This window comes from Ideonella sp. sgz306126 (assembly GCF_056032705.1).
The window spans coordinates 525,752-551,660 of sequence record NZ_JBVYWP010000002.1 but is presented as its reverse complement, the minus strand read 5'-3'; the positions used below and the strand labels follow the sequence as shown (position 1 = coordinate 551,660).

Annotated in this window: 25 protein-coding genes; 12 read left to right on the top strand and 13 right to left on the bottom strand. The window is 68.7% G+C overall.

The genetic code is table 11. The features are described 5' to 3' along the window. Positions 1-214 precede the first annotated feature (214 nt). Positions 215-859, top strand: coding sequence for a MarC family protein (locus AC0N04_RS07020; RefSeq protein ID WP_474279930.1), 645 nt, complete (start codon positions 215-217; stop codon positions 857-859). A gap of 29 nt (positions 860-888) precedes the next feature. Here AC0N04_RS07020 and AC0N04_RS07015 read toward each other — a convergent pair whose 3' ends face one another. After that, a complete protein-coding gene (locus AC0N04_RS07015; RefSeq protein ID WP_474279929.1) occupies positions 889-1,809 on the bottom strand; it encodes a LysR family transcriptional regulator in 921 nt (306 codons plus the stop codon). 90 nt (positions 1,810-1,899) lie between these two features. On the opposite strand from AC0N04_RS07015, the gene AC0N04_RS07010 reads away from it, so the two are divergent. Beyond that, complete coding sequence (locus AC0N04_RS07010; RefSeq protein WP_474279928.1) at positions 1,900-3,567, top strand: GMC family oxidoreductase; 1,668 nt, start codon at positions 1,900-1,902, stop codon at positions 3,565-3,567. 250 nt (positions 3,568-3,817) lie between these two features. Continuing rightward, entirely contained in the window at positions 3,818-4,579 is a 762-nt protein-coding gene (locus AC0N04_RS07005) for a sulfite exporter TauE/SafE family protein (protein WP_474279927.1), read from the top strand. Positions 4,580-4,684: 105 nt separating this feature from the next. Here AC0N04_RS07005 and AC0N04_RS07000 read toward each other — a convergent pair whose 3' ends face one another. Together AC0N04_RS07000 and AC0N04_RS06995 are read right to left on the bottom strand one after the other, a co-directional pair. Further along, positions 4,685-6,904 carry a malate synthase G gene (locus tag AC0N04_RS07000; protein WP_474279926.1) on the bottom strand — a complete coding sequence of 740 codons (2,220 nt, stop codon included), beginning with the start codon at positions 6,902-6,904 and terminating at the stop codon, positions 4,685-4,687. A 44-nt stretch (positions 6,905-6,948) separates the two neighbouring features. Further along, complete coding sequence (locus tag AC0N04_RS06995) at positions 6,949-7,644, bottom strand: haloacid dehalogenase type II (RefSeq protein WP_474279925.1); 696 nt, start codon at positions 7,642-7,644, stop codon at positions 6,949-6,951. Positions 7,645-7,738: 94 nt separating this feature from the next. Here AC0N04_RS06995 and AC0N04_RS06990 point away from each other — a divergent pair, with 94 nt between their 5' ends. Beyond that, on the top strand, positions 7,739-8,653 hold the full coding sequence (locus tag AC0N04_RS06990) for a LysR family transcriptional regulator (RefSeq protein ID WP_474279924.1): 915 nt from the start codon (positions 7,739-7,741) through the stop codon (positions 8,651-8,653). A 78-nt stretch (positions 8,654-8,731) separates the two neighbouring features. Here AC0N04_RS06990 and AC0N04_RS06985 read toward each other — a convergent pair whose 3' ends face one another. After that, positions 8,732-9,064, bottom strand: coding sequence for a PsiF family protein (locus AC0N04_RS06985; RefSeq protein ID WP_474279923.1), 333 nt, complete (start codon positions 9,062-9,064; stop codon positions 8,732-8,734). Positions 9,065-9,221: 157 nt separating this feature from the next. After that, the gene (locus tag AC0N04_RS06980) at positions 9,222-10,589 is read right to left on the bottom strand and encodes a serine/threonine-protein kinase (RefSeq protein WP_474279922.1); all 1,368 of its coding nucleotides are present in this window, start codon (positions 10,587-10,589) and stop codon (positions 9,222-9,224) included. Positions 10,590-10,682: 93 nt separating this feature from the next. Between AC0N04_RS06980 and argS the strand changes: the two genes are divergently transcribed. The 6 genes from argS (at position 10,683) to AC0N04_RS06950 (ending at position 17,502) form a co-directional block, all read left to right on the top strand. Continuing rightward, entirely contained in the window at positions 10,683-12,383 is a 1,701-nt protein-coding gene (gene argS / locus AC0N04_RS06975) for an arginine--tRNA ligase (protein ID WP_474279921.1), read from the top strand. Further along, the gene (locus AC0N04_RS06970; RefSeq protein WP_474279920.1) at positions 12,380-13,087 is read left to right on the top strand and encodes an SPOR domain-containing protein; all 708 of its coding nucleotides are present in this window, start codon (positions 12,380-12,382) and stop codon (positions 13,085-13,087) included. The genes argS and AC0N04_RS06970 overlap by 4 nt, the downstream gene beginning before the upstream one ends. 121 nt (positions 13,088-13,208) lie before the next feature. Continuing rightward, positions 13,209-13,820: a lipopolysaccharide transport periplasmic protein LptA gene (lptA, locus tag AC0N04_RS06965; RefSeq protein WP_474279919.1), complete on the top strand. Its 612-nt coding sequence runs from the start codon at positions 13,209-13,211 to the stop codon at positions 13,818-13,820. Further along, positions 13,817-14,599, top strand: a complete 783-nt coding sequence (lptB, locus tag AC0N04_RS06960) for an LPS export ABC transporter ATP-binding protein (RefSeq protein WP_474279918.1) — start codon at positions 13,817-13,819, stop codon at positions 14,597-14,599. The genes lptA and lptB overlap by 4 nt, the downstream gene beginning before the upstream one ends. 93 nt (positions 14,600-14,692) lie before the next feature. Next, complete coding sequence (locus AC0N04_RS06955; protein ID WP_474279917.1) at positions 14,693-16,201, top strand: RNA polymerase factor sigma-54; 1,509 nt, start codon at positions 14,693-14,695, stop codon at positions 16,199-16,201. Then, positions 16,198-17,502, top strand: coding sequence for a THUMP domain-containing class I SAM-dependent RNA methyltransferase (locus AC0N04_RS06950; protein ID WP_474279916.1), 1,305 nt, complete (start codon positions 16,198-16,200; stop codon positions 17,500-17,502). Before AC0N04_RS06955 ends, AC0N04_RS06950 begins: the two co-directional genes overlap by 4 nt. A 12-nt stretch (positions 17,503-17,514) precedes the next feature. On the opposite strand, the gene AC0N04_RS06945 is transcribed toward AC0N04_RS06950, so the two are convergent. Then, positions 17,515-18,162, bottom strand: a complete 648-nt coding sequence (locus AC0N04_RS06945) for a DsbA family oxidoreductase (protein ID WP_474279915.1) — start codon at positions 18,160-18,162, stop codon at positions 17,515-17,517. A gap of 125 nt (positions 18,163-18,287) precedes the next feature. Here AC0N04_RS06945 and AC0N04_RS06940 point away from each other — a divergent pair, with 125 nt between their 5' ends. Both AC0N04_RS06940 and AC0N04_RS06935 read left to right on the top strand, forming a co-directional pair. Then, positions 18,288-18,692 carry a thioredoxin family protein gene (locus tag AC0N04_RS06940; RefSeq protein ID WP_474279914.1) on the top strand — a complete coding sequence of 135 codons (405 nt, stop codon included), beginning with the start codon at positions 18,288-18,290 and terminating at the stop codon, positions 18,690-18,692. A 25-nt stretch (positions 18,693-18,717) separates the two neighbouring features. Then, on the top strand, positions 18,718-19,443 hold the full coding sequence (locus tag AC0N04_RS06935; protein WP_474279913.1) for a cytochrome c biogenesis CcdA family protein: 726 nt from the start codon (positions 18,718-18,720) through the stop codon (positions 19,441-19,443). 61 nt (positions 19,444-19,504) lie between these two features. Here AC0N04_RS06935 and AC0N04_RS06930 read toward each other — a convergent pair whose 3' ends face one another. The 7 genes from AC0N04_RS06930 to AC0N04_RS06900 all read right to left on the bottom strand — a co-directional run bounded on the left by AC0N04_RS06930 (position 19,505) and on the right by AC0N04_RS06900 (position 25,690). Next, entirely contained in the window at positions 19,505-20,149 is a 645-nt protein-coding gene (locus AC0N04_RS06930) for a dihydrofolate reductase family protein (RefSeq protein ID WP_474279912.1), read from the bottom strand. A gap of 95 nt (positions 20,150-20,244) precedes the next feature. Beyond that, on the bottom strand, positions 20,245-20,685 hold the full coding sequence (locus AC0N04_RS06925) for a YybH family protein (protein ID WP_474279911.1): 441 nt from the start codon (positions 20,683-20,685) through the stop codon (positions 20,245-20,247). Between the two features lie 39 nt (positions 20,686-20,724). Further along, positions 20,725-21,189 (bottom strand): DUF2846 domain-containing protein, encoded by a 465-nt coding sequence (locus tag AC0N04_RS06920; protein WP_474279910.1) that lies wholly within the window; start codon positions 21,187-21,189, stop codon positions 20,725-20,727. A gap of 289 nt (positions 21,190-21,478) precedes the next feature. Continuing rightward, positions 21,479-21,988, bottom strand: a complete 510-nt coding sequence (locus AC0N04_RS06915) for a hypothetical protein (protein WP_474279909.1) — start codon at positions 21,986-21,988, stop codon at positions 21,479-21,481. 77 nt (positions 21,989-22,065) lie between these two features. Then, positions 22,066-22,695: a DUF6624 domain-containing protein gene (locus AC0N04_RS06910; protein ID WP_474279908.1), complete on the bottom strand. Its 630-nt coding sequence runs from the start codon at positions 22,693-22,695 to the stop codon at positions 22,066-22,068. Positions 22,696-23,044: 349 nt separating this feature from the next. Continuing rightward, positions 23,045-25,144, bottom strand: coding sequence for an ATP-dependent helicase (locus AC0N04_RS06905; RefSeq protein ID WP_474280512.1), 2,100 nt, complete (start codon positions 25,142-25,144; stop codon positions 23,045-23,047). 93 nt (positions 25,145-25,237) lie between these two features. After that, positions 25,238-25,690: a c-type cytochrome gene (locus AC0N04_RS06900; protein WP_474279907.1), complete on the bottom strand. Its 453-nt coding sequence runs from the start codon at positions 25,688-25,690 to the stop codon at positions 25,238-25,240. Between the last annotated feature and the right edge of the window lie 219 nt (positions 25,691-25,909).

Sequence of the window (25,909 nt, the reverse complement as noted above, 5' to 3'; positions counted from 1 at the left end):
CCCATCAAGCGAAGGTGCCGCGTCCATACACAGCAAACAAGGGCCAGCAGACAAGCTGCCCCAAACCATTATGAGCACATTTCTGGCGTGTGGGCAAAACCTGGCGGCGGAAACTGTCGTTTTTTTGATCCCGCGCGACCCCTCGCAGCCAGGCCGGTCCGGCGGCCGCCGTCTGAGCCGGCAGAAGGTTCGGCACTAGGGCCAAAATCGGCGCATGAAAACCCTGGATCTGCTCAAGCCGCTGGTCGCGCTGTTGGCGATCGTGAATCCGATCGGCGCCGTGCCGTTCTTCATCCATTTCACCGAGAACCTGTCGCCGCAACAGCGCCAGCACACCATTCGCGTCAGTTCGGTGGCGGCCTTCATGGTGATCGCGATCAGCGCCGTGGCGGGTTTGAAGATCATCGAGTTCTTCGGCATCTCGATCGCCTCGTTCCAGGTGGGCGGCGGCCTGCTGCTGCTGGTGTCGGCGCTGAACATGCTGAACGCGCAGCCGGCCGAGAGCCGCAAGGACGACGTGCACGATGGCCAGGCGAAGGCCGAGTCGGGTGCGTCGATCGCGGTGGTACCGCTGACCATCCCGCTGTTGACCGGCCCGGCCACCATCTCGACGATGGTGATCTACGCCGAAAAGACGCACGGCTTGTGGCAGCACGCGGTGCTGGTGGGCTATGGCGTCGTGATCGCACTGGCCACCTTCATGGCGTTTTCGGCCGCAGGCCGGATTGCACGGGCACTGGGCCGCACCGGCATCAACGTGATGACCCGTCTGATGGGCCTGATCCTGGCGGCGATGGCGGTGGAACTGCTGGCCGACGGACTGATCAAGCTGTTCCCGGTGCTGGCCGGCGCGGGCTGACGCACCGGGCCCGCCGGGCAGGTTGTGAGTCAGCGCCCTTCGGGCTGCCACACCTGCGCCGCCACCTCGAACAAGGTGTCGACGGTGATCGCACGGGTCGGGTCGGCTGGACGCCGGGCCGCCACCAGCGACAAGGCCGTGTCCAGCGTGTGCTGGCGCGACACCGCGAGGCCGGACTGGTCGGCCTCGCGCAGGGCCACCGCCTCGCGCGCCAGGCTCAGGCCGAAGCCAGCGCGCACCAGGTCGATCATCGACGCCTCCTGATCCACCCGGGCCACGGTGTGCAGGTGTCGCCGTAGACGGCCCAGCAGGGGCGCCAGCAGCTGGTGGTGCACCGATTCGGGCGGTGTCGCGATCCACGGCAGCGCCGCCAGTTCGGCCCAACTGCGGCCCTGCAGGCGGGACTGCCAACCGCGCGGCCCCACCACCACGTAGCGCACCGGGGCCAGGCGCAGCACCCGCAGCCGGGCTGGATCGGGCTGGCCCAGGCAGAAGCCCAGGTCGAGCCGGCCCTCGCGCACGTCCTTGAGCACCGTACCCGAGATGCCGTGGCGCAGTTCGGGGTGGATCTGCGGGCCTTGGGTGCGCACCGCGCGCAGGAACTCGCCCAGGCGGATGGCCGCCGGATCGAGGATGGTGCCCACGGTCACCGGCGCCGGCACGGCGTGCGCCTGCACTGGCGGGCTGGCGGTGCCGCTGGACAGCTGGCCGAAGCGCGCCAGCGCCGCCACCGCGTCGCGCGCCGCCGGCAGCAGCAACTCGCCCTCGGGGGTCAGCACCAGGCCGCGGCCGGTGCGGCGCAGCAGGCCCAGCCCGGTGCGCTGCTGCAGCGAACTCAGTTGCATCGACACCGCCGACGGGCTGCAGTGCAGGGCGTCGGCCGCGCGGGCCAGGGTGCCGTGGCGGGCGATGGCCACCAGAGCTTGCATTTGGCGCAAATCAGGCTTCATGCGGTTTCATTGACGTTGAAATCAGACCAGGCCCGCAAGTGTGCCCGCAGATCGCGCGAGCCCCTACAGTGGGCACCAGGAGACCGCACCATGACCGCCACCGTTCCCGCATACACCCACATCGTCGTCGGCGCCGGTACGGCCGGTTGCCTGCTGGCCAACCGGCTGTCGGCCGACCCGGACTGCCGCGTGCTGCTGATCGAGGCCGGCGGCCACGACGACTATGTCTGGATCCACATCCCGGTGGGCTACCTGTACTGCATCGGCAACCCGCGCACCGATTGGCTGTACCAGACCGACGCCGACCCGGGTCTGAACGGCCGCCGCCTGCGCTACCCGCGCGGCAAGGTGCTGGGCGGCTGCTCCAGCATCAACGGCATGATCTACATGCGCGGCCAGTCGCGCGACTACGACCACTGGGCCGAACTGACCGGCGATGCGAGCTGGCGCTGGGAGCACTGCCTGCCTTTCTTCAAGCAGCACGAGGACCACTGGCGCGGCGCCGACGCGCTGCACGCCGCGCCCGGCTTCGACCCCAAGGGCGGGCGCGCCGGCGGCGAGTGGCGGGTGGAGAAGCAGCGCCTGTCCTGGGAGATCCTGGATGCCTTCGCCCAGGCGGCGCAGCAGGCCGGCATCCCGGCCACCGACGATTTCAACCGGGGCAACAACGAAGGCGTGGGCTACTTCGAGGTGAACCAGCGCTCGGGCATCCGCTGGAACGCCTCCAAGGCCTTCCTGCGCCCGGTGGTGGGCCGGCCGAACCTGCAGGTCTGGACCGGTGCCACGGTGCGCCGCGTGCTGCTGGAGCGCGGGGCCGATGGCGCGCTGCGCGCCTGCGGCATCGAGGTGCAGCCGGTCGACGGCGGCGCGCCGGTGCAGGCGCGCTGCAGCGGCGAGGTGGTGATGGCCGCCGGCGCGGTGGGCACGCCGGCGATCCTGCAGCGCTCGGGCATCGGGCCGGGGGCGCTGCTGCAGCAGCACGGCATCGCGGTGCAGCACGACCTGCCCGGAGTGGGCGGCAACCTGCAGGACCACTTGCAGATCCGGGCCGTGTTCTCGGTGCAGGGCGTCAAGACGCTCAACACCATGGCCAACTCGCTGCTGGGCAAGGCGCGCATCGGGCTGGAGTACGCGCTCAGGCGCAGCGGGCCGATGAGCATGGCGCCTTCGCAGCTGGGCGCGTTCACCCGCTCGTCGCCCGAGCAGGCCTGGCCGAATGTCGAGTACCACGTGCAGCCGCTGTCGCTGGACGCCTTCGGCGAGCCGCTGCACGACTACAACGCCTTCACCGCCAGCGTCTGCAACCTGAACCCGACCTCGCGCGGGCGCGTGGCGATCACCTCGCCCGAGCCCGATGCCGCGCCGTCCATCCTGGCCAACTACCTCTCGACCGACGAGGACCGCAAGGTGGCCGCCGACTCGCTGCGCCTGACCCGCCGCATCGCCGCCATGCCGGCGCTGGCCCGCTACCAGCCCCAGGAGGTCAAGCCGGGCGTGCAGTACCAGAGCGACGAAGATCTGGCGCGCCTGGCCGGCGACATCGGCACCACCATCTTCCACCCGGTGGGCACCTGCAAGATGGGCCTGGCCGACGATCCCTCGGCGGTGGTGGACAGCCAGCTCAGGCTGCGCGGCGTGGCCGGCCTGCGCGTGGCCGACGCCAGCGTGATGCCCACCATCACCAGCGGCAACACCAACTCGCCGACGCTGATGCTGGCGGAACGGGCCGCCCACTGGATCCGCCAGAACCGGGGTTAGCACCGATGTGCGGCACGGCACTCCCCGTTACAGTGCACTCACTTTCAGCGGCGGACCGGGATCGGACCGTGCTGTTGAAGGGGGTCCGAGGAGACAAATCCGGGCCAAAAACCAGAACATGACGAGCCAGCCTTACCGGGCTGAGCTGCGTGGACAGTGTAAGAATGAAAAGGCGCCGGTTACCCCGGCGCCTTTTTCCTTGGGTCGTGCGCATTCGCCGCCCGGCCCCCCAACCCCCCTTGCCCTGATGATGGAATTGTTCGTTGTTGCCCTGGCCTCGGGGCTGGCCGGGTTCGTCGATGCCATCGTCGGTGGCGGAGGCCTGGTGCTGTTGCCGGCCTTGTTCGCCGCCTACCCGGCCACGGCACCCGCCACCCTGATGGGCACCAACAAAGGCGGCGCGATCTGGGGCACGGCCTGGGCCGCCGGCCAATACGGCCGCCGCGTCACGCTGAACTGGCGCTCACTGCGCCCGGCACTCGTCGCGGCGCTGCTGGGCAGCTTCGCCGGCGCCTGGACGCTGACCCTGATCAGCGCCAGCGGACTGCGCAAGGCCTTGCCGCTGGTGCTGCTGGCGATCCTGGCCTACACGCTGGTCCGCAAGGACCTGGGCCGGCGCCACGCTCCGCATCACGCGCCGCAGCGCGAGGCGTTGCTGGCCGGACTGATCGGCGCCGGCATCGGCTTCTACGATGGCTTCTTCGGCCCAGGCACCGGCAGCTTTTTCGTGTTCCTGTTCGTGCGGGTGCTGGGCTACGACTTTCTGAACGGCTCGGCCGTCGCCAAGCTGCTCAACACCGCCACCAACTTCGCCGCCCTGCTGCTGTTCACCTGGAAAGGCCACGTCTGGTGGCACACCGCGCTGCTGCTGGGCATCGCCAATGTCGCGGGCAGCCTGCTGGGAACCCGGCTGGCGCTGAAACACGGCGCCGGCTTCGTCCGCGCGATGTTCATCGCGGTGGTCGGCGTGCTGATCCTGAAGACCGGTTACGACGCCTTCGGGCATCGCTGACCCCGGCGTCGATCAGCGCCCGACCCCTCGCCAGGCCAGCAACAGCGGCGGGCACCCGCGTCAGGCGCAGGCGCCCGCCGGGTCGCCCGGAGGAAGCGCAGCGCTTCAGGCTGCCTTGACCTTCAGGCGCCAGGCGTGCAGCAGCGGCTCGGTGTAGCCGCTGGGCTGGGCCAGGCCCTTGAACACCAGATCGCAGGCCGCCTGGTAGGCCATCGACGTGTCGAAGTGGCCCGCCATCGCGTGGTACCCGGCGTCCCCGGCGTTCTGCTTGTCCACCACCTTGGCCATGCGCTTCAAGGTGTTCCGGACCTGCGCCTTGGTGACCACGCCGTGGTGCAGCCAGTTGGCCATGTGCTGGCTGCTGATGCGCAGCGTGGCGCGGTCTTCCATCAGGCCGACGTTGTGGATGTCGGGCACCTTGGAGCAGCCCACGCCCTGATCCACCCAGCGCACCACATAGCCCAGGATGCCCTGCGCGTTGTTGTCCAGTTCCTGCTGCTTTTCGGCATCGCTCCACGCGGCCTGCTTGACCACCGGAATGGTCAGCAGCCCGGTCAGGATCTCGTCGCGTACGGCCGCGCGGTCGCTGGCCCGGTCTTCGGCTTCGAGGCGCTTTTGCACCGCGAACACGTCGACCTGGTGGTAATGCAGCGCATGCAGCGTCGCCGCGGTGGGACTGGGCGTCCAGGCGGTGTTGGCGCCGGCCTTGGGGTGGGCGATCTTCTGCTGCAGCATCGCCGCCATCAGGTCAGGCATGGCCCACATGCCCTTGCCGATCTGGGCCTTGCCGCGCAGGCCGCACTGCAGGCCCACCAGCACGTTGTTGCGCTCGTAGGCCTGGATCCACGCGCTGCTCTTCATGTCGCCCTTGCGCATCATCGGGCCAGCCTGCATCGCAGTGTGCATCTCGTCGCCAGTGCGGTCGAGGAAGCCGGTGTTGATGAAGGCCACGCGGTTCTTGGCGGCGGCGATGCAGGCTTTGAGGTTGACGCTGGTGCGGCGCTCCTCGTCCATGATGCCCAGCTTGACGGTGTACTGCTTCAGGCCCAGCAACTTCTCGACGCGGCCGAAGAGCTCGTCGGCAAAGGCCACCTCGGCCGGGCCGTGCATCTTGGGCTTGACGATGTAGACGCTGCCGCTGCGGCTGTTGCGGATGCCGTTGGCGCCGTGACCCTGCAGGTCGTGCAGCGCGATGGCGGTGGTCACCACCGCGTCCAGGATGCCCTCGGGAATCTCCCGGCCCTCGGCGCCCCACAGGATGGCGGGGTTGGTCATCAGGTGGCCCACGTTGCGCACGAACAGCAGCGAGCGGCCGTGCAGCGTGACCGTGCCGCTGCCCCGGGGCGCGGTGTACACCCGGTCGGCGTTCAGGCCGCGGGTCATCTCCTTGCCGCCCTTGATGAAGGTGTCGGTCAGCGTGCCCTTCAGGATGCCGAGCCAGTTGCCGTAGGCCTGCACCTTGTCGGCGGCGTCGACCACGGCGACCGAATCTTCCAGGTCGAGAATCGTCGACAGCGCCGATTCGATCACCAGGTCGCTCACGCCGGCCGGATCGGTGGCGCCGATGGTGGTGTTGCGGTCGATGCGCAGGTCCAGGTGCAGGCCGTTGTGCTGGAACAGCACCGACGACGGACCGGCGGCATCGCCCTGGTAGCCGACGAACTGCCTGGCCTTGGCCAGCGGCGTCACCTTGCCGTCCTTGAGCGTGACGACCAACTCGCCGTTCACCACGGCGTAGCCGGTGCTGTCGACGTGCGAGCCCTTCTTCAGCGGCGCGGTGCGGTCCAGCACGTGGCGGGCGTAGTCGATGACCTTGGCGCCGCGCACCGGGTTGTAGGCTTGGCCGTCCGGGCCCTGCTTGGTGGCGCCGTCGGTCTCGGGCAAGGCGTCGGTGCCGTACAGCGCGTCGTACAGGCTGCCCCAGCGGGCATTGGCGGCGTTCAGCGCATAACGAGCGTTGGTGATGGGCACCACCAGCTGCGGGCCGGCCTGGGTGGCGAGTTCGGCATCGACGTGCCGGGTGGTGACCTTCACGTCGCCCGGGTCGGCCACCAGATAGCCGATCTTCTCCAGGAACTTGCGGTAGGCCTTGGCCTTCCTGATCGGGCCGGGGTTGGCCTGGTGCCAGGCGTCCAGCTCGGCTTGCAGGCGGTCGCGCTCGGCCAGCAGCGCGGTATTCCTGGGCGCCAGGTCGGCGACGATGCGATCGAAGCCGGCCCAGAAGGCGGCGCGGTCGACGCCGGTGCCGGGCAGCACCTGATCGTCGATGAAGCGCTGCAGTTCGGTGGCGACCTGCAGGCCGTGGAGAGAGGTGCGTTCGGTCATGGCAGTCAACCTTGTGGTCAGAAAGAAGCGGGTACGAAACAGGGTCAGGCGGGAAAGAAGCCCAGCACATCGCGCAGGCTGGTGCCGATGCGCGTGGGCGAGGTGTCCAGGCGTTCGAGCGGCGCGCCGCTGCGGTTGACCCACAGCGTCGTGTAGCCGAACCAGGTCGCGCCGATCGCGTCCCAGCCATTGCTGGAGACGAACAGGATCTCCTTGGGCGGCAGGCCGATCGCATCGACCCCCACCTGGTAGGCCGCGGGGTCGGTCTTGAACGTGCGGGTGGCGTGCACGCTCAGCACGTCGTCCAGCAACTCGGTCAAGCCGGCGCTCTTCACGGCCACGGCCAGCATGTCCGGGTCGCCGTTGGAGAGGATGCCGGTGCGCACGCCGCGGGCCTTCAACGCCTGCAGCACGTCGCGGTTCTCGGGAAAAGCCGAGAGATGGCGGTATTGGTTCATCAGCCGCTCCTCGGCGTCGGCGACCAGTGCCAGCCCGAGGGCTTCAGCGCTGAACTGCAGCGCACACCGCGTGAGCTCCCAGAACGGCCGGTAACGCGGGCCGCGCGGGCCGCTCATCGCCACCAGGCGCGTGTAGTCGATCTGCTTGTCGCGCCACAGCCGCGCCAGCGCCTGGCCCTGGCCGGGAAAGAGCTGCTCGGCGGTCAGCGCAACGCTGTAGACGTCGAACAAGGTGCCGTAGGCATCGAACAGCACCGCGCGTGGCGAAGGGTACTTTTCCATGACGCCAATTTATTCGATACTTGGCAACGCATTACCAACCGCCGAAGGCATAGATTCATGACTTCGGCGCACAAATAACCCCGGCACGCTGGGCATGGACCGCCTCAAACAGATCGAGACCTTCGTGGCCGTGGCCAGCCGCGGCAGTCTGACAGCCGCCGCGCAGGCCGAAGGCGTGGCGCCAGCGGTCATCGGCCGGCGCATGGACGCGCTCGAGGCCCGGCTCGGCGTCAAGCTGCTGCTGCGCACCACCCGCCGCTTGTCGCTGACCCACGAAGGCAGTGCCTTCCTCGAAGACTGCCAGCGCCTCGTCACCGATTTCAACAATGCCGAGGCCAGCGTGTCGGCGGGTGGTGTGAAAGCTAGTGGTCACTTGCGAATCACCGGGCCGGCGGGCTTCGGACGCCGGCACCTCGCGCCGCTGGTGCCGGCCTTCCTGGCGCAGCACCCCGACGTGAGCGTGTCGCTGAACCTGTCCGACCGCGTGGTGGACATCGTCAACGAAGGCTTCGATTGCGCGGTTCGCGTCGGCGACCTGCCGGATTCCAGCCTGGTCAGCGTGCGCCTGGCCGACAACCGGCGCCAATGCGTGGCGACGCCCGGCTACCTGAAACGCGCGGGCACGCCGGCACACCCCAGCGAACTGGCGCGCCACAACTGCCTGACGCTCAGCTCGGAATCCAGCCAGAGCCGCGGCTGGGCCTTCCAGATTGACGGCGCGGTGAGCCACCTGCGGCCGGGCGGCCGGCTGGACTGCAGCGACGGCCAGGTGCTGCATGGCTGGTGCGTGCAAGGCCTGGGCATCGCCTGGCGCAGCACCTGGGAGGTCCAGGCCGACATCGCGGCGGGGCGGCTGGTGAGCGTGCTGGACGACTTCGCTGCGCCGCCCAACGGCATCTACGCCGTCTTTCCCAGCGCCCGCCACCTGCCGCTGCGGGTCCGGCTGTGGATCGACTTTCTCAAGCACAGCTACGGCGACTCCGGGTATTGGGGAGCGCGAGCGGCCTGAGCGCTTGCCGCAGAGGCGGGCTGCGCAGGCGAAAAAAAGCCCGGCATGGCCGGGCTTTCCCATCGGGCACGAGACCGATTACTTGTTGCTCAGGCAGGTCTTCATGAAGGCCTTGCGATCGGCACCCTTCAGATCCTTGACCTTGGCATCGGCATTGCAGGATCTCATCTTCTCTTGCTGAGGCGTCAGGGTCTTGCCGGCCGGCGCGGCGGCCGCCTTGTTCGACAAGCAGGTCTTCATGAAGGCCTTGCGGTCGGCGCCCGTCTTGCCGGCCGCCTGCTGGTTGCAGTTGCCCATCTTGGTCTGCTGCGCGGTGGGGGCCGGTGCGGCCGGCGTGGCAGCCGGTGCCGGCTGGGCGGAGACGGCAAACGCGGCAGCGGCCAGCAGAGCGGCGGTGATCAGTTGCTTCATGGAAATTTCCTTCCTAGCACGGAGTCGGTGAGGTGGGTTGGCAATGCGCCGTCGCCGATTCGAACAGAGCCGGCGGCTGGCGGCAATCCAGCAACGCGGCAGCGTGGCATCCGGTGGACACCGGTGCCGCAAACACCTGGCAAATCGGTGGCTCGGCTCAGAGGATGCGCCGAGGATGCGCCAGCGCCTCGTGCGCGGCATGCAGCCGGCGCACCAGCACCTTGATGAACGCGGCGTCGAAGCAGCCCCGGGTCTCTGCGCTGAGCCGGGCCAGGCTGTCCGGATTGAAGGAGATCGTGGTGCAGGGATCGGTGACGATCACGTCGGCGCTGTGGCGGCGCAGATCGGGGCTGGGCGCCAGATAGGCCATCTCCCCCACCGAGGTGCCCGCCCCCAGCCGGGCCACCCGCTGCTCGTCGCGGAAGACCTCGACTTCGCCCTGCGCGATGATGTGGAACTGGCGGCCTTCCTGGCCGCGCTTGTAGAGCTTGTGCCCGTAGTGGAAGCGCTGCCAGCGCGCCCGCCGGACGACCTCCCAGAGTTGCACATCGCCGAAACCGGCGAAGAACTCCAACCCGCGCAGCAGCGTGAAACGCTCGGAGTCGAGCACCTGCTGCAGGCGGCCGCGCGGCACCTCGCGGTCGGTGATCAAGGCGGAGAGCTGCTGGGCGAAGCTGTCCCAGTCGGCCGGCCGGTCGTCGCGCGATTTCGCCAGGGCACCGCACACCACCGCGTCCAGCGCGGCGCTGACGCCGTTGCGGCACCCCACCAGCGAGGCCGGCGGGGCATGGCAGATCAGGTTCAGCAGCGCCGCCTGGGTGTCGGCCTCGAACGGCGCGCGGCCGGCGATCAGGTGGTACAGCACGGCCGCGAGCGAGTAGATGTCGGCGCGGCAGTCGAGCGCACCGCCATCGAGCTGCTCGGGCGACATGTAGGCCAGCGAGCCCACGCGGTGGATCTGGGTCCGGTCGGCCCCGAGGTTCAGCACGCTGCCGAAGTCGGTGATCTTGATGTCGATGACCTCGTCGCCCTCGGTCACCGCCAGGATGTTGGCCGGCTTGACGTCGCGGTGGATCAGACCCTGGCGCCAGACATAGTCCAGCGCCATCGCGCACTTGAAGCCGATTTCGACCACCTGCTCCAGCGTCAGCAGCCGGTCCGGCCGGCAGAAATTGCGCAGCGTGACGCCGGGCACGTACTCCATCACCAGGTAGGCCTCGCCATCGGGTTCTTCGACCGCATCGAAGATCTGCACCACGTTGGGGTGCTGCAGCCGCCCCACCAGCGCCGCTTCGGCAGCGAAGAAGTGCGATGCGAAATGCCGCTCGGCGGCGCTGCGCCCTTCGGCCGCGCGCACCCGCTTGACCGCCACATCGCGCTGGTTGAAGTCGTCCCGCGCCAGGAAAACCTCGCTGGTCGCCCCTTCGCCCAGGCGGCGCAGCACGCGGTACTTGCCGATCTGCATCGGCAAGTCCTCGCGTGCCTGGGGGACGGTGGATTGAGGGTGGGGGTCGGTGGTCGTCACGGCGGGATCTCGCCACGGTATCGGCACTTTGGCGCCGATCTTGATTCTGCCCAGGCCGGCCGGCCACACCATGCAACCTTAGAATCCGCCCCCATGATCCAAGCCAAGGCAGAGCTCCAGGCCGCGCTGGCCGCCGCCATCGCGCAACTGGCGCCAGACGCCGCCCTCACCCCCGTGTTCGAATCGCCCAAGCAGGCCGCCCACGGCGACCTGGCGATCACCGCGGCCATGCAGCTGGCCAAGCCGCTGCGCTCCAACCCGCGCGCGGTGGCCGAGCAGCTGATCGCCGCGTTGAACGCCCAGCCTGCGGTGCAGCGCTGGGTGAGTTCGCTGGAGATCGCCGGCCCCGGCTTCATCAACCTGCGCCTGGCGCCCGCCGCCAAGCAGGCCGTGGTGGCCGAGGTGCTGGCCGCAGGCGATGGCTTCGGCCGCCAGCCGGCCAACGGCCGCAAGCTGATGATCGAGTTCGTCTCGGCCAACCCCACCGGCCCGCTGCACGTCGGCCACGCCCGCCAGGGCGCGCTGGGCGACAGCCTGTGCCACCTGTTCCAGACCCAGGGCTACGAGGTCACCCGCGAGTTCTACTACAACGACGCGGGGGTGCAGATCGCCACGCTGACCACGTCCACCCAGTGCCGCATCAAGGGCCTGAAGCCCGGCGACGCCGGCTGGCCGGAGAGCGCCTACAACGGCGACTACATCGCCGACATCGCAGCCGACTTCCTCGCCAAGAAGACGGTGAAATCCGACGACCGCGCCTTCACCGCCTCGGGCGATCCGGACGACCTGGACGGCATCCGCCAGTTCGCCGTGGCCTACCTGCGCCACGAACAGGACCTGGACCTGCAGGCCTTCGGCGTGCAGTTCGACAGCTACTACCTGGAGTCCAGCCTGTACGGCAGCGGCCGGGTCGAGCAGACGGTGCAGCGCCTGGTCGCCGCCGGCAAGACCTACGAGCAGGACGGCGCGCTGTGGCTGCGCAGCACCGAGTACGGTGACGACAAGGACCGCGTGATGCGCAAGTCCGACGGCAGCTACACCTACTTCGTGCCCGACGTGGCGTACCACGTGGCCAAGTTCGAGCGCGGCTACACCACCTGCATCAACTGCCAGGGCACGGACCACCACGGCACCATCGCCCGCGTGCGCGCCGGCCTGCAGGGCGTGGGGCTGGGCATCCCGCAGGGCTTTCCCGACTACGTGCTCAACACCATGGTGCGGGTGCTGCGCGGCGGCGAAGAGGTGAAGATCAGCAAGCGCGCCGGCAGCTACGTCACGCTGCGCGACCTGATCGACTGGACCAGCCGCGACGCGGTGCGCTTCTTCCTGATCAGCCGCAAGGCCGACACCGAGTTCACCTTCGACATCGACCTGGCGCTCAAGCAGAACGACGAAAACCCGGTGTTCTACGTGCAATACGCGCATGCCCGGATCTGCTCGGTGCTGGCCCAGGGCGCGACCCAGGGGCTCACGCCCGAGGGCGCCGACCTGTCGCTGCTGACGGCGCCCACCGAACTCGCGCTGATGCTCAAGCTGGCCGACTACCCGGACATGCTCGCGGCCGCGGCGCGCGACCTGGCGCCGCACGACGTGGCCTTCTACCTGCGCGACCTGGCCGCCGCCTTCCACAGCTACTATGGCGCCGAGCGCTTCCTGGTCGACGACCGGGCGCTGGCTGCGGCGCGTCTGGCGCTGCTGGCCGCCACCCGCCAGGTGCTGCGCAGCGCGCTGGCGCTGCTGGGCGTCGGCGCCCCCGACCAGATGTCACGCGAACCCTTGCCGGAGACCCCATGACGCGTCACACCCTCACCCGCGCGGCACAGCGCGGCGGCACGCTGGTCGGCCTGATCGTCGGCCTGCTGCTGGGCCTGGGCATCGCCCTGGGCGTCGCGCTGTACATCGCCAAGGTACCGGTGCCTTTCATCGACAAGGTGCCGCACCGCACCGCCGAGCAGGACGCGGCCGAGATCGAGCGCAACAAGAACTGGGACCCGAACGCCCCGCTGGCCGGCAAGCCGGCGCCGATCCCGAACGCCGCGTCCGCCAGCACCGCGGCCAGTGCGGCCGCCGCGCCGGCGCCGGTGGCCACCGAGCCCGCCACGCCGGCGCGCCCCGAGGCAGCGGCGCCACCAGCGCCGGCGAAGCACGAGGCGCCGAAAGACACTCGGCCGGCAGCGCCCGCCACCGCCACGGCGCCGCAGTCCACCCGCGACGCGGCGGCGATCCTGGCCGGCCAGATGCCGCCGCCCCCCGATCCCTTCGTCTACTTCGTGCAGGCCGGCGCCTATTCGAACGCCGACGACGCCGAACAGCAGCGCGGCCGGCTCGCGATGCAGGGGCTGAGTGCCACGGTGTCCGAGCGCGAGCAGGGCGGCCACACCGTGCACCGGGTGCGCCTGGGGCCGTTCGCGAGCAAGGACGAGGCCCTGGCGCAGCAGGAGCGGCTCAAGGCCGACGGCGCCGACGCGGTGCTGGTGCGGGTCGAACGCACGCACTGAGCCCGCCATCGGCGCCTGCGGGGCGCCCGAAAGTCCCCCGGAGGCGGGAATTTTCAGGGTAGGCCCGAGCATTCGCGGCGCGGGTCGACGTAGAATGATATGCAAGTTTCATGCCGCAAATATGCAGATCACCGCTTCGCTCGCCACCGTGCTGGGTCTGACCTTGATCGCCGCCCCGGCGGCGCGGGCGGAGCGAGCCGATCGCAACCAGCCCATGGTGGTGGAAAGCGACGGCGGCAGCAAGGCGGCCACGGTCGACCTGACCCGGCGCATCACCACGCTGACGGGCCATGTGGTGATCAGCCAGGGCACGCTGCAGATCCGGGCCGAGAAAGTCGAGATCCACGAGGACAGCCCGGGCCGCTTCCAGGCCACCGCCCTCGGCAGCGCCGCGCAGCCGGCCACCTTCCACCAGAAGCGCGACCGGGTCGACGAAGTGATCGAAGCGCAGGCCTTGCGCGTCGACTACGACGGCACCAACGACCGGATCCGCTTCAGCGGCGACGCCAGGATGCAGGTCCTGCGCGCCGGGGTGGTGGCCGACGAGGCGCGTGCCGCCAGCATCGTCTACGACCAGCCCACCGACACCATCACCTTCGACGGCGGCGCGGCCGCCACGTCGGGCGCGGCCCCCGGCCGGGCTCGGCTGGTGTTCGTCCCGCGCGCGGCCGATGCGCCGGCCTCGGCGCCGCTGCCGCCCACGCCTGCGTCCAGCGCGGGAGCGGGGCGTTGAACCCCGCCGCCACCGCGCCGGTTTCGCCGCCCCGGCGCGAAAGCCGCCTGGAGGCCAGCGGCCTGCGCAAGACCTACGGTGCACGCACGGTCGTCAAGAACGTGCACCTGGCGGTCGGCGCCGGCGAGGTGGTCGGGCTGCTGGGCCCCAACGGGGCCGGCAAGACGACCACCTTCTACATGGTGGTGGGCCTGGTGCGCTGCGACGCCGGTGAGATCCACATCGATGGCGTGCCGGTGCACCGCATGCCGATCCACCAGCGCTCCCGCCTGGGCCTGTCGTACCTGCCGCAGGAAGCCTCGATCTTCCGCAAGCTGACGGTCGAGGAAAACATCCGCGCCGTGCTGGAACTGCGCTATGGACCCGACGGAAAGTCGCTGCCGGAGGCCGAGATCACGCGCCTGCTGGACGGCCTGCTGCACGACCTGAGCCTGACCGGCCTGCGCGACTCACCGGCGCCGGCGCTGTCGGGCGGCGAACGGCGCCGCGTCGAGATCGCCCGTGCGCTGGCCACCCAGCCTCGCTTCATCCTGCTCGACGAGCCCTTCGCCGGGGTCGATCCGATCGCCGTGATCGAGATCCAGCGCATCATCGGCTTCCTGAAGCAGCGCGGCATCGGCGTGCTGATCACCGACCACAACGTGCGCGAGACGCTGGGCATCTGCGACCGCGCCTACATCATCAGCGAGGGCGACGTGCTGGCCGAAGGCACGCCCGCGCACATCGTCGAGAACCCGGACGTGCGCCGGGTCTACCTCGGCGAACACTTCCGGATGTGACATGTCAGCCCCCCGGTCCATCCTCGATGTCTCCAGCCCGCGACGCGGCGGGCGCCTTGCCTGGGAGCGGCCCTGCGCCGTGGCGCCCGCGCGATGAAACCGACCCTCCAAGTCCGCCTCTCCCAGCATCTGGCGCTGACGCCGCAGCTGCAGCAATCGATCCGGCTGCTGCAGCTGTCGACGCTGGAGCTGCACCAGGAAGTCGAGCAGATGCTCGAACAAAACCCCTTCCTGGAACCCGAGGAGGACGCCACGCCCTTCGAGTTCGGCGCGCTCGACCGCAGCAGCGCCAGCACCCGCGAAGAGGCCGACGCCCCGGGCAGCGCGGTCGGCGAAGGCGGTGACGAGAGCACCGGCATGGACAGCGCGGAGTTCGGCACGACCGCCCGCGACGACTGGGAGAACGGCACCGAACGGGACGACTTCGACGGCATCCGCGAAACCCCCTCGGCCGGCGCAGGCAGCGGCGACGACGACTTCGAGCCCCAGGAGCGCGCCGGCAACGGGCCCAGCCTGCAGGACCACCTGCGCCAGCAGCTCTCGGGCATGCGCCTGTCGCCGCAGGACGCCGCGGCGGTGCACGTGCTGATCGAGTCGCTGAACGACGACGGCTACCTCGACGGCACGCTCGAAGACATCGTCGCGCGGGTGGCCGATGCGCTGGACCTCCACGGCGAAGAGGCCCGCGACGAGCTGTCCGACCAGCTGCGCTGCGGCCTGAAGTGGCTGCAAAGCCTGGAGCCCGCCGGCGTCGGGGCGCTGAACCTGGGCGACTGCCTGTGCCTGCAGCTGCGCCTGCGCCCGGCCGGCCCGGAGCGCGACTGCGCGATGGCGATCTGCCGCGGCCACCTGGATCTGCTGGCCCGGCGCGACCTGCGCAAGCTGGCCGCCGCCACCGCCAGCGACGAGGCCACCGTCAAGGCGGCGCAGGCGATGATCGTCGCCTGCGAGCCCAAGCCGGGGCGGCCGTTCGCCAAGGCCGAGAGCCTGATCGTCGTGCCCGACGTGATCGTCGTGAAATCGGGCCGCAACTGGAAGGTCACGCTGAACCCCGACGTGATGCCCAAGCTGCGCGTCTCCGACCTGTACGCGCAGGCGATCCGCGGCCAGCGCGGCGGCGGCAGCCTGTCGGCGCGGCTGCAGGAAGCGCGCTGGTTCATCCGCAACATCCAGCAGCGCTTCGAGACCATCCAGCGCGTCTCGCAGGCCATCGTCGAGCGGCAGAAGGCCTTCTTCAGCCACGGCGAGATCGCGATGAAGCCGCTGGTGCTGCGCGAGATCGCCGACGAACTCGGGCTGCACGAATCCACCATCTCGCGCGTGACCACCGCCAAGTACATGGCCACGCCCTACGGCACCTTCGAGCTGAAGTACTTCTTCGGCTCGTCGCTCAACACCGATGCCGGCGGCAATGCGTCGAGCACGGCGGTGCGCGCGCTGATCAAGCAGTTCGTCGCGGCCGAGAACATCGCCAAGCCGCTGTCCGACAGCCAGATCGCCGAGATGCTCGAAGAGCAGGGCATCCAGGTCGCGCGCCGCACGGTGGCCAAATACCGCGAGGCGCTCAAGATCGCGCCCGCCAACCTGCGCAAGGCCCTATGAATCCCGCTCCGCCCGGCGCCACGCCGCGCCGTGTCCAGCGCGAGCGCGCGGCGCGCTCGTCGGTCACCACCGGCACGCTGTTCCTGCCCTGCGCCGCCGGGGTCGAACCCTGGCTGCTGGAGGAATGCACCCGCCTGCTGCCCGCCGGCACGCCGATCGAGGCCGGCCGCGGCGGCGTCTACGTCAGCGGCAGCCTGGCCGACGCGATGCGGCTCAACCTCGGCAGCCGGCTGGCGCAGCGCGTGCTGTGGCAGGTCGTGGACGGTCCGTACCGCGACGAGCACGACCTCTACGACCTGGCGTGCCACGTGCGCTGGGACGACTGGATCACCCCGCGCCACACGCTGCGCGTCGACACCTCGGCCTGGCGCTGCCCGTTGCAAAGCCTGAACTTCGCCGCGCTGCGCATCAAGGACGCGGTCTGCGACGTGATGCGCGACGCCACCGGCGAGCGGCCCAGCGTCGACACCCGCTCCCCCGATCTGGCGCTGGCGCTGCACCTCGGTCCCGACCATGCGTCGCTCAGCATCGACTTGTCCGGCGAGGCCTTGTTCAAGCGCGGCTGGCGCGAGGTCAAGGGCGAGGCGCCGCTCAAGGAGACCCTGGCCGCGGCGATGCTGGCGGCCGCCGGCTGGCAGGGCCGCGAGCAGGACGGCGGTCTGCTCGACCCCTGCTGCGGCGCCGGCACGATCGCGATCGAGGCCGCGCAGATCGCCTGCGGCATCGCGCCCGGGCTGCAGCGCCGCTTCGCGTTCGAGCGCCTGCTGCCGTTCCGCGAGCACCAGGCAGCCTGGCGCGAGATGAAGCAACAGGCCGAGGCCGCCGTCCACGCGCCGGCGGTACCGATCTGGGCCGGCGACGTGAGCTTTCGCATGACCGACTTCGCCACCCGCAACGCCGAGCGCGCCGGGGTGCTCCAGGCCATCGAGTTCAAGACCGCCGACGCGCTGCAGCGCCCGGCGCCTGCGGCGCACGGCACGATCCTGATGAACCCGCCCTACGGCGAGCGCATCGCGCCCAAGGGGCAGGGCTCGAACCGCTTCGCCGAGCGCGACAGCACCGGCGAGAAATTCGAAGGCGCGGCCGACGCGGGCGAGTTCTACGCCCGCCTGGCCGCCCACTGGAAGAAGGGCTACGCCGGCTGGACAGCCTGGGTGCTGACGCCCGAGCCCAAGCTGCCGACGCTGATGCGGCTCAAGGAGAGCCGGCGCGTGCCGATGTGGAACGGCCCGATCGAGTGCCGGATGTTCCGCTTCGACCTGGTCAGCGGCTCGATGCGCAAGGACGCGACGCCGCCCTGAGCGGCGCGACGTTCAGGCCGCCTCGGCGGCGATCTGCCGCAGCGCCTGCTCGAACACCTCGGGCGGCTGGCCGCCCGAGATCAGGTGCCGGTCGTTGATGATGATGGACGGCACCGAGTGGATGCCTGCCTGCTGCCAGCGCGCCTCGTCGGCCCGCACCTCGGCGGCGTAGCGGCCGCCGTCCAGCACCTCGGCCGCCGCCGCGGCGTCCAGCCCGGCCGTGGCCACCGCGCGCAGCAGCACGTCGCGCGCGCTCACGTTGTCGCCGTCGGTGAAGTAGGCCCCCAGCAAGGCCTTCTTCAGCGCCCGCTGCGGCGCCGCGCCCAGCGTGCCGGCCCAGTGCAGCAGGCGGTGGGCATCGAAGGTGTTCCAGACCCGACGGCGGCGCTCGATGCGCATGTCGAAACCGACCGCGGCGGCGCGCTGGCTGATCTGGGCCTGGTTGGCGCGGACCTGGGCCTCGTCCACGCCGTACTTGCGCGTGATGTGCTCCAGCATGTCCTCGCCCTCGGGCGGCATCTGCGGGTTCAGCTCGAAGGGCTCGAACTGCAGCGTGACCGGCCCCAGCTCGCCGCCCAGGCGCTCCAGCGCCGTTTCCAGCGAGGCCAGTCCGATGGCGCACCAGGGGCACACCACATCCGAAACAAAGGAGATTTTCATGGCGCGATTCTGCGTCGGTTCGACAACAGGCGTGGCCTGTAAGGAAACCCCCTCGGCCGACGACCACTGCCCAGCAGTGCGACCATCCCGCCCTTCGCTCCCCCTTTCTTCCTCCGGAGACCGCCATGACCCTCGCCCCTGTCCGCCGCCGCAGCGTCCCGCTGCTGCTGGCCACCACCCTGATGCTGGCCTCGGGCTGGGCCCAGGCGCTGACGCTGGCGCCCTACAGCGCTGCCGCCTTCGCCAAGGCGCAGCAGGCCGGTGCCGCGGTCGCGCTGCACTTTCACGCCAGCTGGTGCCCGGTCTGCCGCGCCCAGGACAAGGTCTTCCAGGCGATGGCGGCCGACCCGAAGTCGCCCGCGGTCCAGGTGCTGGTGGTGGACTACGACACCGAACTCGCGCTGAAGAAGCAGATGAAGGTCCACCAGCAGTCGACCGTGATCGTCTTCAAGGGCACCCGGGAGACGGAGCGCATCGTCGGCGAGACCCAGCCCGAGGCGCTGACGATGGTGCTGCAGTCCGCCCTCTGAACCGCTTGCCGAAGAGTCCCTCGCGATGACCACGGTTCCCGAAGCCGGCCTGAGCCTGCTGGCCGGCGCGCTGACCACCCTCAGCCCCTGCGTCTTCCCGCTGCTGCCGCTGGTGCTGGGCAGCGCGCTGCAGCGCCACCGCGCCGCGCCGCTGGCGATGGGTGCCGGCATGGCCGCTGCGTTCGCGCTGCTGGGCCTGCTGGTGGGCGTGGCCGGCGATGCGATCGGCCTGGACCCGGCGCGGGTGCGCAGCGCAGGCGCGGGGCTGATGGTGGCGTTCGGCCTGGTGATGTGGATCCCGGCGCTCAACGCGCGGTTCACCGCCTGGATGACGCCGCTGGCCAGCCGGGCCGACCGCGCCGCCGCCGGCCTGAACCCCGGCTCGCTGTGGAGCGCGTTCGGCCTGGGCGCCTTGCTGGGCCTGGTTTGGAGCCCCTGCTCGGGCCCGCTGCTGGGCTCGGCGCTGACCCTGGTCGCCAGCCAGGGCGGCGCGGCGCGCGGCACGCTGCTGCTGGCCTTGTTCGGCACCGGTGCCGCGACGCCGCTGGTGCTGGCGGCCTACGCCAGCCGCGCCGGCTTCGGCCGCGCCCGCAGCTGGGTGCTGGACCACGCCGACCTGCTTCGGCGCGGCTTCGCCACGCTGATGCTGCTGATGGGGCTGGCCATCCTGACCGGCGCCGACCACGTGCTGGAAACCGTCGTCAACAACCACCTGCCCGACGCCTGGCTGCTGTGGAGCACGAAGTTCTGAACCCGTGCGCCGCGGCCCTGGCCCGGCGCGATCCGGGTCGCCCGAAGACGGCGCCGTCGGCTCAGCCCTTCTTCAGGACCACGTGCGTGGCGTGCTCGGACGGCACGTGCTCGACGCACCGGTAGCCCAGCGCCACCAGGTCGATGCCGCCCAGCAGACTCTCACCCGAGCCCAGGAGCACGGGCGAGATGGCGATGTGCAACTCATCGATCAGGCCGGCGAGCAGGTACTGCCGCACCGTGCTCACGCCGCCGCCCACCCGGATGTCCTGGCCGACGGCCGCCTGCTGCGCCTTCTCCAGTGCCTCATGAATGCCCCCCGTCACGAAATGGAAGGTGGTGGCGCCTTCCATCGTGATGGAGGCGCGCGGGTGGTGCGTCAGCACGAACACCGGGACGTGATAGGGCGGGTTGTCTCCCCACCAGCCCTTCCAGTGGTCGTCCGGCCACGGCCCGCGAACCGGGCCGAACATGTTGCGGCCCAGGATCCAGGCACCGATGTTCTGAAAACCTCTGGCTGCAAACCGGTCATCGACGTTCTTGGCGCCCGACGCGCCACCGTGCATCTTCTGGAACGTGTCCGTCGTGAACGCCCATCGATGCAGGCCCGCGCCCCCCACCCCGAGCGGGTTGTCCAGGCTTTGATCGGGCCCGGCGCCAAATCCATCGATCGAAATCGAGAAGCTTTCAACTCGCACGCGGGACATGTTCGCCTCACTTCCTTGACTGCCCGACAACCCGGCCAAGCGGCGCGCTGTCCTCAGCGCATCCGTCCTGAGCGACTGTCGGGCGACCCATGATCTCACCTTGCCACCAGCGACAGCGTATGGGCATCGCGGGCCAGACGCCAGCGGCCGTCCGCTTGCTTTCGGTAGACCGTCATGCGGTGCCCGGCGAGTTGCGTCGATTTTCCAGCGGCGCGCGGGGTCACGACCAACGCATCCCGGCTCCAGGTGTAGGCGACGTCGCCGGCCACCACGACGTTTTCCAACTCGCTGATGCAACGTATCCGAACCTGTTGGTGCGCGGCCGAGAAGTGGGTGGAAAACCCGTCCCTGTCCAACGGCGCCTGGCCCGGACTGAGAAACACGACATCGTCCGCCATCAAGCTGAGCAAGCGCGCCAGATCGCCGGCGTTGACCGCGTCGATCCAAGCGGAATGCACCTCGCGGATGGCTTGTGCATCTGGTTCCATTTGAAACCTCCGTTGCCTAGCGCCCAACTTGACCTGCAGCAGAGTCAAGCGAATCTGCGCGCTCTGCTGGATTGAGAGCAATTGCGATTATTGCGCCGCACTGCAGTGACCTGGCTTGGCCATCTCGAGCTTGGCGATATCTGCTTTTCCTTGCTCTTCAGGGATGGGCTCAAGCCCCGCACCCCCCACGAATACGCCCATTTTAATGAATTGTCGAATGAAATAATTCTTACCGGCCGCAAACATCAGCTCAAGGGTATTTGGTGAAAACTCAGATTCTGTGTCTATTTTGTGATTCTTGCCGCCCTCAACTTCCGTATAGAAAAACACATCCGGCGCACTCTCGCCGATGCACTTTCCATCAATCCAGACATCTTTCTTGAGAGCCTTGCCAAGGAAGCTGTCGCGATAAATGTAAACACCCGCATTCCCCTGGCTAGGTGGGTTGAACTCCTTCGCCTTGGCCGACTCGGCCGGTGAGGCCATGTCTACGGATGCACATCCCGAAATAAAAAACATAGCTGCAAGTGCAGCGACGGGACCGGTTTTCATTGAGTTGACTCCTCGATTGATTATTGATGATTTGAGCTGATCAATGCCCGCTCACGGCAATAAGCGAATAACGTTCAAGATGAGCGGCTTCGCGCAGGTTGGCGCGCGAGGTCGACCGGCCCGCAGGGTTGGTCATCGGGCTCACGTGCCCGCCATTTCCATGACTCGGCAAACCGTTCTCCAGTTGCGATCAGTCATTGGGACGCCCAGCAGCCTTTCAGTGCTCGCGGCAAGTTTCGATCTACCAACACCCTCAGGCGCATGCTGAAAAAAGCCAGGTTATGCATAACTAGGCAGCGGCTTTGTGGAAATTCAAGTACGAAGCCATAGCATCTTCAATTTGCCTGATACGCTTTGGCATGATTACAATTAACTCATGTTGGTTTTTTTGGTGGAGCTTTAGAAACTCTTCTTGAGACCCGCTGTCAGCCAAGGCTTTTCCATCTGAATTGAAACCAATGATTCTTATGGCGGCCTCATGGAACTCATTGAGCAACTGATAAACGCCGTGCTTAGGATGAAACAGAAACTTTGACTCATTAAACGCTGGTGTAAAAGCGTTTGCAAGCTTCATAAAGTCTTCGTTTTTGAATGACGCATTAGCGTTGTGAAGTGCCGCATAGAGGGCAAGAGTTTTGTCGTAGACATTGAACCTTTTGTTATAGAGGTCGAGTCGGAGTTTTTGTTTGTTGGTTTTGAATTGCTGATATGCGATGTACGCAACCACCACTGCGGCGATAACTGGCGTGATCGCCACTAAGCAGTTAACTAGACCGCTGTAATTTTCTAGATAAGGCATTGAGTCTCCACAGATAAGAGGCCTAAATCGGCTGATTTAATGATCTTGGACATATTGACCCAAATGTCGGGCACATTTTATTTTCTCTGCGCTGGCGCTGGCGCTGGCGCTGGATGCGGATCAGGTCCGCATCCATATGCGAATTCAACTTCGCGACGATAATCGAATAACGAAGACCATCCGATAAATTTGCGGCGTTGCTCAACCTTTGCCGCGTCATCCAGCGGCGCAAACTCGAACTGGCATTTTCCTTTCACTTTCATTTGCGTGCCATATTCTTGCGGTAGCCCCTTCGCAACCGCCAGACGATCAGATAAGTAAGCCATGAGATCGCCCTTCATCTGCCCGGCAGCAACCAGAGCTTTCATCCGGAGAAGTATGGTGCGCTGGAACTCCCTGTCCTCATCGGCGTGCTGTACAAGGAGCCACGCATCGAAAACCGCCTTGTCGCCGCTTTTCGAGGCCTCCGGCCAGCCGCACGTCAGAACGAGCGCTTTGAGGCGTTTCGTATTGACACGATCGACCGCTTCTACGCTGCTCATCAAGCGGCCGTCGCCGGCCTGCGCCTGTGATCTGACGGCCTGATCAGAATTCGCCATTTGCGCTAGCTCGCCGGCATACAAGTCGCATACGGATGCCCGCAATGAGTCCGCCGCACTGGATTCCAAAGGCAAAATACCGGCTGCAATCAGCGCCGTTAGTGTCATCAATATGCGTAGCATCACATTCGGCCAGGATTAAATAGGCGTGCGCAACCGCTTCATGGCAATAAGCCGGAAGAGGGGTTAACCAAATCTTTTGCGACGCCCGAACTTTTTTTAAATAATCGAACACATCCCTTGTGCGAACGAATCCTATGTCAAAGGGGCGGCTGACGGGAGGTGGTTTTATCCGTAACCGTCGCCGTAGCCACTTGTCCAGTTCAAGTGTGATCGAATGCGCTACAGGTCGCCAACATGAACCCCATGCCGCCGCCGGGCCGTCTGCGTCGCTGACCGTCGAAACTGACAGCTTGTGGCCCGGACCCTGCTCGGCTGCTCGCACTCTGGCGCCGCCTCACCACGCCGAGCGCAGCCGCGCCCGCAGGTCCAGCGGCGGCGGGGTCGGCGGGCCGCGCAGGGCGTCGGCCAGGGCCTGCTGCTCGGCGGCCGCGGCGCGGGCGCGCTGCGCCGGGCCGTCGAGCTCGAAGCAGGGCAGCAGGGCCTCGGGCAGGAAGCGGCTGCGGCCGCCGTAGAGGTGGCGGTCGCCCAGCGCCCGCTGCTGCGTCACGTAGAAGCGCTGCGGCACGATCAGCTGCAGGTGGCGCCGGGCGCGCGTCATGCCCACGTAGAGCAGGCGGCGCTCTTCTTCCAGCTGGGCGGCGTTGCCGGTGGCGAGGTCGGACGGCAGGCAGCCGTCGACCACGTTGAGCAGGTACACCGCCTGCCACTCCTGGCCCTTGGCCGAGTGCAGGGTGGACAGGATCAGGTAGTCCTCGTCGCGCAGCGGCACGCCCGATTCGTCGCTGGTGGCCTCGGGCGGGTCCAGCGTCAACTCGGTCAGGAAGCGCTCGCGGCTGGCGAAGCCGGCGGCCAGCTGCTGCAGTTGCTGCAGGTCGAGCCAGCGCACCGCATGGTCGTCGGCATGCAGGCGCTGGAGCTGGGGCTGGTACCAGCGCAGCACCTGGGCCAGTTCGCCCGGCCAGGCGGGCGGCTGGTCGCGCAGGTCGCTGCAGAGCCGGGCGAAGGCCGCCAGGTCCGACCGCGCGGCGGGCGGCACGCGTGCGGCCAGCAACGCGGCAAAGGGGTCGTCGGCCGAGGCCGCGGCATCGAGCAGCTGGCGCGCGCGGGTCGGGCCGATGCCCGGCAGCAGCGTCAGCAGCCGGAAGCCGGCCAGGCGCTGGCGCGGGTTGTCGGCCCAGCGCAGCACGGCCAGCAAGTCCTTGATGTGGCCGGCTTCGAGAAACTTCAGGCCGCCGAACTTGACGAAGGGGATGCGCCGCCGCGCCAGTTCCAGCTCCAGGGCCGCGCTGTGGCTGCCGGTGCGGAACAGCACGGCCTGGCCCTTCAGCGCCAGGCCGCCTTCGCGCAGCCGCAGCACCTCGTCGGCGACCCAGCGGGCCTGCGCGCCGTCGTCGTCCACCGTCACCAGCAGCGGCTTTTCGTCGCCGGGCTGGTCGGTCCAGAGCTGCTTGGCGAAGCGCTCGGGGGCCAGCGCGATCACCGCGTTGGAGGCGTCGAGCAGCGGCTGGCTGGCGCGGTAGCTGCGGTCCAGCGTCAGCGTGCAGGCGGGGGGCGCGAAGCGGGCCGGGAAGTCGAGGATGTTGCGGACCTCGGCGGCGCGAAAGCCGTAGATCGCCTGCGCGTCGTCGCCCACCACGGTCAGTCCCCGGCCCTGCGGCTTGAGCGCATGGAGGATGGCCGCCTGCAGCCGGTTGGTGTCCTGGAATTCGTCGACCAGTACCTCGTCGAAGCGCGCGCCGATCCGCGCCGCCAGCGCCGGGCTGGCCTGCAGCATCTCGTGCCAGTAGAGCAGCAGGTCGTCGTAGTCCAGCGCCTGCTGGTCCTGCTTGGCGGCGACGTAGGCGTTGAACAGCCGCCGCAGCGCGTCCTCGTGCGCCAGGTAGGCGGGCCAGTGCTCGCGCAGCAACGCGCCCAGCGGCTGCTGGCTGTTGACGGCGCGCGAGTAGATCGCCAGGCAGGTGGCCTTGAGCGGAAAGCGCTGCTCGGCCGAGTCGGCGACGCCGGTCTGCTGGCGCACCCAGCCCATCAGGTCCTCGGCGTCGCCGCGGTCGATGATGCTGAAGTTGTCGGCCAGCCCGATCTCGCCGGCATGCTCGCGCAGCAGGCGCGCGCCGAGACCGTGGAAGGTGCCGGCCCAGGGCAGGGTCGGCGCAGCCAGCGTCGGCGCCAGGCCCAGCGCCTGGTGCAGCAGCCGGCCGGCGCGGCGGGCCAGCTCCTGCGCCGCACGGCGCGAAAAGCTCAGCAGCATCAGCCGCTGCGGGTCGGCGCCGTCCAGCACCAGACGGGCCACGCGGGCGGCCAGCGTCAGGGTCTTGCCCGAACCCGCCCCGGCGATCACCAGCAACGGCCCGCCGCGGTGCGCCACGGCAGCCCGCTGCGCCGGGTTCAGCGCCGCGGCGGGATCGGGGGACAGGGTGGCGGAGGGTGCGGACAGCAGCACGATGGGGCCGCCGGTGCGGCAAGGGGCGACCCCCCAAGCATACTGGATGAATCCACAGACCCCGCCGGGCAGGCCGCCGGCGCGGGCTTACTTGGACCGGAAGTTGTCGTGGCAGCCCTTGCAGGCCTGGCCGGCTTCGCCGAAGGCGGTCTTGATCTGGGCCGGGTTGCCGGTCTTGGCGGCCGCGTCGAGCCTGGCCACCGCGTCCTGCATCTTCTGTGCGCCGGCCTTGAACTTCTCGGGCTGGCTCCAGACTTCGGGCTTGGCCTTGGTGTCGCCCAGGTCGGTCCCTTCGCCGAAGGCGGCCCAGGGCAGCTTGGACATCGTCGCGACGATGTCGGCGTTGGCGGCCACTGCAGCGGCATTGAACGGCACCTTGCCGGTCACCATCGCGCCGATGCGGCCGAAGTGCTCGCCCATCACGAACAGCGCGCTCTTGCGGTATTCGATCGCGTCATCGGTGTTCTTGAACTGTGAGTAAGCCGGCAGGGCGGCGACCAGGGCGGCGGCAGCGGCGGTGGCCAGAACCAGACGTTTCATGCATTTCCTCCGAAAGCGGCGGCTGCGCGGAGCGCAGTCGCGGGGTGGCAGAACGGGGCGCGACGCCGGCGCCAGCCGCCGTCGCAGGCGCAGTGTACGCAGGCCGGCACCGGCCTGCCGGGCGCGGGCCCAGGGCGGGCGCGACCCGGCAGGACAGGCCAGAATGGCGGCTGTCGCGGTCCGCGGTCAGGGGAGGCCTTCTTCGCCGCGTCCCCCGGC

What these genes read in the sequence shown, in the direction of transcription:
- AC0N04_RS06990 (WP_474279924.1), top strand. Translation starts at nt 7,739, where the DNA reads ATGGACCGCCTCAAACAGATCGAGACCTTCGTGGCCGTGGCCAGCCGC.
- AC0N04_RS07010 (WP_474279928.1), top strand. Translation starts at nt 1,900, where the DNA reads ATGACCGCCACCGTTCCCGCATACACCCACATCGTCGTCGGCGCCGGT.
- AC0N04_RS06970 (WP_474279920.1), top strand. Translation starts at nt 12,380, where the DNA reads ATGACGCGTCACACCCTCACCCGCGCGGCACAGCGCGGCGGCACGCTG.
- AC0N04_RS06985 (WP_474279923.1), bottom strand. Translation starts at nt 9,064, where the DNA reads ATGAAGCAACTGATCACCGCCGCTCTGCTGGCCGCTGCCGCGTTTGCC.
- AC0N04_RS06940 (WP_474279914.1), top strand. Translation starts at nt 18,288, where the DNA reads ATGACCCTCGCCCCTGTCCGCCGCCGCAGCGTCCCGCTGCTGCTGGCC.
- AC0N04_RS06935 (WP_474279913.1), top strand. Translation starts at nt 18,718, where the DNA reads ATGACCACGGTTCCCGAAGCCGGCCTGAGCCTGCTGGCCGGCGCGCTG.
- lptA (WP_474279919.1), top strand. Translation starts at nt 13,209, where the DNA reads ATGCAGATCACCGCTTCGCTCGCCACCGTGCTGGGTCTGACCTTGATC.
- AC0N04_RS06955 (WP_474279917.1), top strand. Translation starts at nt 14,693, where the DNA reads ATGAAACCGACCCTCCAAGTCCGCCTCTCCCAGCATCTGGCGCTGACG.
- AC0N04_RS06995 (WP_474279925.1), bottom strand. Translation starts at nt 7,644, where the DNA reads ATGGAAAAGTACCCTTCGCCACGCGCGGTGCTGTTCGATGCCTACGGC.
- AC0N04_RS07000 (WP_474279926.1), bottom strand. Translation starts at nt 6,904, where the DNA reads ATGACCGAACGCACCTCTCTCCACGGCCTGCAGGTCGCCACCGAACTG.
- AC0N04_RS06950 (WP_474279916.1), top strand. Translation starts at nt 16,198, where the DNA reads ATGAATCCCGCTCCGCCCGGCGCCACGCCGCGCCGTGTCCAGCGCGAG.
- AC0N04_RS06910 (WP_474279908.1), bottom strand. Translation starts at nt 22,695, where the DNA reads ATGACACTAACGGCGCTGATTGCAGCCGGTATTTTGCCTTTGGAATCC.
- AC0N04_RS06930 (WP_474279912.1), bottom strand. Translation starts at nt 20,149, where the DNA reads ATGTCCCGCGTGCGAGTTGAAAGCTTCTCGATTTCGATCGATGGATTT.
- AC0N04_RS06900 (WP_474279907.1), bottom strand. Translation starts at nt 25,690, where the DNA reads ATGAAACGTCTGGTTCTGGCCACCGCCGCTGCCGCCGCCCTGGTCGCC.
- AC0N04_RS07020 (WP_474279930.1), top strand. Translation starts at nt 215, where the DNA reads ATGAAAACCCTGGATCTGCTCAAGCCGCTGGTCGCGCTGTTGGCGATC.
- AC0N04_RS06920 (WP_474279910.1), bottom strand. Translation starts at nt 21,189, where the DNA reads ATGAAAACCGGTCCCGTCGCTGCACTTGCAGCTATGTTTTTTATTTCG.
- AC0N04_RS07005 (WP_474279927.1), top strand. Translation starts at nt 3,818, where the DNA reads ATGGAATTGTTCGTTGTTGCCCTGGCCTCGGGGCTGGCCGGGTTCGTC.
- AC0N04_RS06915 (WP_474279909.1), bottom strand. Translation starts at nt 21,988, where the DNA reads ATGCCTTATCTAGAAAATTACAGCGGTCTAGTTAACTGCTTAGTGGCG.
- AC0N04_RS07015 (WP_474279929.1), bottom strand. Translation starts at nt 1,809, where the DNA reads ATGAAGCCTGATTTGCGCCAAATGCAAGCTCTGGTGGCCATCGCCCGC.
- argS (WP_474279921.1), top strand. Translation starts at nt 10,683, where the DNA reads ATGATCCAAGCCAAGGCAGAGCTCCAGGCCGCGCTGGCCGCCGCCATC.
- AC0N04_RS06945 (WP_474279915.1), bottom strand. Translation starts at nt 18,162, where the DNA reads ATGAAAATCTCCTTTGTTTCGGATGTGGTGTGCCCCTGGTGCGCCATC.